The sequence below is a fragment of the Sulfurovum sp. genome, assembly GCF_049668085.1.
In the GTDB taxonomy this organism is placed as follows: Bacteria; Campylobacterota; Campylobacteria; order Campylobacterales; family Sulfurovaceae; genus Sulfurovum.
Genome location: NZ_JBATIY010000113.1, coordinates 1 through 4408, shown reverse-complemented (window position 1 = coordinate 4408; position 4408 = coordinate 1). Strand labels below are relative to the sequence as shown.

The following is a 4408-nucleotide window of genomic DNA, read 5'->3' as shown; positions in this document are numbered from 1 at the left end:
CAGATCTGACACTCTCTTCATTAGAATATGACTTCCATAAGAAAATATGGACTTCAAAATATGATCTATTGGTTCATGATATCAACACACTTCTTCCCAAAGCAAAAGTGAAAAAAAATACCCCACTTGCAGCAAAGGGATCCCTTGAATTTAAAGATAAGCTTACGATTTTAGGCGACATAAAGGGTTTAGGCAAAAAGGTAGCTTTCTCACATGACAGTAAAACAGTCAAACTGGATGCTTCACAACTTTTTGTAGAGAAACTATTTACTTTATTTGGATTACCAGGGTATGCCAAAGGAACGATGGATGGTCAAATAGTTTTATCCAGTCATAAACCACGCGAAGGGACTTTTTCATTTAAAAATGCAAATCTTGTGACTCAACCTGCTGAAATGAAGAAGCTAATGGGAGAGGGATTAAAAGCAAATATTACCTTGGATGCTTCAGGTCAGTTTAAAAAGGGTATAGGCTACGGTCAGTCAAAAATAAAGACTTCTATTGGCGATATTTTCCTTGAAGAGATGGTTTACGATCCAGAGACAAAAGCTTTTAAAAGTAAGTATACTCTAGACATTCCAAGTTTGAAAGAATGGCATAAAGTGATAGATAGAAAGCTTTATGGTCCTCTTGTTCTTAAAGGAGAGTGGTCTAAAGACAAGGTACGAACAGTGACAGCACAGACAAGCACACTCGGAGGTAAGGTCACCTCTACACTTCTAGGAGATGATCTTATCAGCACTATTGACAATGTGCCATTGGAGAATATTTTAGGGTTACTTGGACACAAGAAAGATTTCTTAGGAAAAGCATTTGGAAAAGGAAAGTATAACCTTAAGAATAAATCAGGTGTGGTAGATATTGACATTACTGCCTTTCAGATAAAACCAAGTCCTACGACCAATACCATTAAAATGATAATAGGTAAAGATCCCGCACGTGTTATTTTCGATTCTACGAAGTTTCATGCAGACATTCGAGGGAAGGTCACTGATTATACACTTCATGCACAAGGCACAAACAGTAGTATCGAAATTACAGATGGCAGGATAGATAAAATAAAGAACACCAATACCGCGAAGTTTACATTTGTTTATGATAAGTATACCGTGAATGGTAAGATCAAGGGAACCGTAGATAACCCGAAAGTAACGGTTGATACCTCTGCTCTATTTAGAGATAAAATAGATGAAAAATTACAAAATAAGATAGAAGAAGCATTGGGTGGAAAAGCAGGAGACCTTTTAAGAAATTTAAAATTTTAAAAAAGAACCATTATTTTATTGATAATTACTCTCAAGTTAATTCTTCTTTAAGAAAAGGTTGACTATACTCCAGCAAATCTAGTTAAGTGATAACAATTATCATTTATGTAAATTATAATGCTCCATAAGGAAACCAAGTGGAAAAAATTACTATTGCATTAGCAGGACAACCCAATGTTGGGAAAAGTTCATTGATTAATGCTATATCCAATGCCACACTAAAAGTAGGAAACTTTTCAGGGGTAACGGTAGATAAAACAGAAGTTGAATTTAAGATATGTGATGAAGTTTCTTGTAAGGATTATGAAGTTCATATTATTGACCTCCCCGGAGCATACTCTTTAACCGAATATACAATAGAAGAAAAAGTAACAAAAAGTTTTTTACAAAGTGATGAGTATGATGTCATCGTCAATGTAGTGGATTCTACAAACCTTCAGAGAAATTTGTTGTTTACGACACAACTCCTTGAAACGGGTAAAAAAGTGGTGGTTGCGCTTAATATGGATGATGAAGCACAAAAGGAAGGTATCACAATAGATGAGAAACAACTCTCAGCTATTCTTGGCGTCCCCTGCATTAAAACGTCTGCCTCTAAAAAAACTGGAGTTGAAGCACTTAAAGCAGCCATCATTGAAATCTATGAAAAAGAGGAGACAGGTGCAAAAGTCATTTATAGTGATCCTATCGAAGAAGAGATAGAGACCATCGTCACATTCTTAAAAGAGAAAAAGTATAAAAATACGATTCCTTATCGTCAGTTGGCCGTTAGATTGCTACAGGAAAATGCAGATGTATATAAAAAGATGCATGATGAACCTATCTGGATAGAGATGTTGCCTATCGTAAGAGAAGGGCTAAATCACCTCTATCTGCACAATAACACAAAAGATTTGGATGAGATCTTCGCAGATGAACATTTTGCTTTTGCCAAAGGGGCAAAGATGGAAGTGATGTCTGTAGCAGGGATGAAAGCCAAAAATCTCACACAGAAAATAGACAATCTTCTTATTAACAAAGTGCTGGGAATACCTCTTTTCTTGTTTTTTATGTGGGCTTTGTTCCAGCTAACCTTTGAATTGGGTTCTGTTCCTATGGACTATATTGATGCAGCCTTCGGGTGGCTTGGGGATCAAGCAAAATCAGTATTGGGAGAAGGTGAATTAGGATCACTTGTTGCAGATGGTATGATAGCTGGTGTAGGAGCAGTTGTAATGTTCTTACCCAATATCCTGATTCTCTTTATAGGGATCGCATTGCTTGAGACAACAGGGTATATGAGTCGTGTGGCTTTTTTACTGGATGGTTTTTTCCATAAGTTTGGACTGCATGGAAAAAGCTTTATCCCGTTAGTAACAGGTTTTGGGTGTTCTGTCCCAGCATATATGGCTGCACGTACACTAAAAAATGAAAAAGACAGACTCATTACGCTTTTCATCATAGGATTTATGTCTTGTGGAGCAAGGCTGCCTATCTATGTACTTTTTGCAGGCGCATTTTTTGCTGAAGAACAAGCAGGGAACATCTTGTTTGTTATTTACATCTCAGGGGCTATCTTAGGCCTTTTTGCAGCCAAAGTACTTAAGATGTTTGTCTTCAAAGGTGAAGATGAACCTTTTGTAATGGAGATGCCAAAGTATCGCATGCCCTCGATCAAGCTCATTTGGCATACGGTGTATGGACAGGCGAAATCTTACCTTAAAAAAGCAGGAACCTTTATTTTGGCTGCTTCTATACTCATCTGGTTTGCAGGTAACTACCCTAAAAACATGGCACTTGAAGCACAGTATGAAAGCAAAATAGCACAAGCAAACAATGATGAGATGAAAAGTCAATTAAACAATGAACTTTCCCTGAATTTGCTTGAGCAGAGTTACTTAGGAAAGATAGGACATGCGTCTGAACCATTCTTCGCGCCACTTGGTTTTGATTGGCGTATGGCTGTAGCACTGGAGACGGGGCTGGCAGCTAAAGAAGTGGTTGTCTCTACGTTGGGTGTACTCTATGCATTGGGCGATGAGGTAGATGAAGGAAATGAAGGACTTATTGCACAGATAAAAGCGAATATACCGTTTGCTTCTGCAATTGCATTTATTGTGTTTGTCATGATCTACTTGCCTTGTTTGGCTGCATCAATGGTTTTTGCCAAAGAGGCAGGAGGATGGAAATATCTAGTGTATCTTTTCTTTATGACCACGACAACGGCATGGATATTAAGTTTTATAGCGTACCGGGTGACGCTGATGATTACAGGAGTATGATATGGTATTAAGTGACTTACATAAAGGTGACAAAGCGGAGATCGTTAAAATCCATGCAGATAAAGCATTAAAAGACAGATTAACCTCTTTTGGTGTCATGCGCGGAGAGACACTGTTTATCAAGGGGTGTTCCATTGCCAAGCAGACGATGGAGATCGAAGTAGGTTCAACCCTCATTGCACTGAGAGCAGATGAAGCAGGAAAAATAGAAGTAGAAAGAATCACTGGGTAGAGATAAAGTGCTGCTTTGTCTTTACTTCAGAACCATAAATTAAATAGGAATAATTAAAAATGAATAAGATAGCGTTAAATGCACTCATTATAATGATAATGAGTATTAGTATTTATGGAGAAAACTTTATTCTATCATTTGAAAGTATAAATACCGAGTCCAACGTCTCTTCGACAGAAGAAGAGATGCAGCAACCCATAGAAGTCCGAAGTGTAAGAAGCATATTGAGTGGATATGACCCTTTAGAGCATACACGGGGACAAGTGAGAGCAGGATATATTCACTTTTCAGAAGAAGGTACAACAAATACAACTGCCTATGCGCTGGCAGGGCATGTTCACTTCAATACGCAAAGGTGGAATGGACTGATGCTGGGTGCTGAAGCATACACGGTACTCAATCTTGGAAATCAGCAAAACAACTCCGATCTAAATAATGATTTCTTTGATGTAAATGGAAAAAGCTTTATTTTGCTCTCTCAGGCATATTTAGATGGGAAATGGGGAAATACTGAGATAAAACTTGGAAGACAGTCCCTGGACACACCGCATGCAGACAGTGATGATCTTAGAATGATACCAAATTATTTTGAAGTCTATAGGGTCACAAATACAGATGTCGATGATGTGACGCTGTCTGCAGGATTCATA

4 protein-coding genes are annotated in these 4408 nt (G+C 37.9%); all 4 read left to right on the top strand.

From position 1 onward, the window contains the following. Positions 1–1265: hypothetical protein (locus tag WBM70_RS07305; RefSeq protein ID WP_424557842.1), on the top strand; the 1265-nt coding region annotated here is incomplete at its 5' end. A gap of 137 nt (positions 1266–1402) precedes the next feature. Next, positions 1403–3526 carry a ferrous iron transport protein B gene (feoB, locus tag WBM70_RS07300; protein WP_424557841.1) on the top strand — a complete coding sequence of 708 codons (2124 nt, stop codon included), beginning with the start codon at positions 1403–1405 and terminating at the stop codon, positions 3524–3526. Position 3527: 1 nt separating this feature from the next. Further along, the gene (locus WBM70_RS07295) at positions 3528–3758 is read left to right on the top strand and encodes a FeoA family protein (protein ID WP_424557840.1); all 231 of its coding nucleotides are present in this window, start codon (positions 3528–3530) and stop codon (positions 3756–3758) included. Positions 3759–3856: 98 nt separating this feature from the next. Continuing rightward, positions 3857–4408 (top strand): OprD family outer membrane porin (locus WBM70_RS07290; RefSeq protein ID WP_424557839.1); only part of this gene is annotated, 552 nt, incomplete at its 3' end.

What these genes read in the sequence shown, in the direction of transcription:
- WBM70_RS07295 (WP_424557840.1), top strand. Translation starts at nt 3,528, where the DNA reads ATGGTATTAAGTGACTTACATAAAGGTGACAAAGCGGAGATCGTTAAA.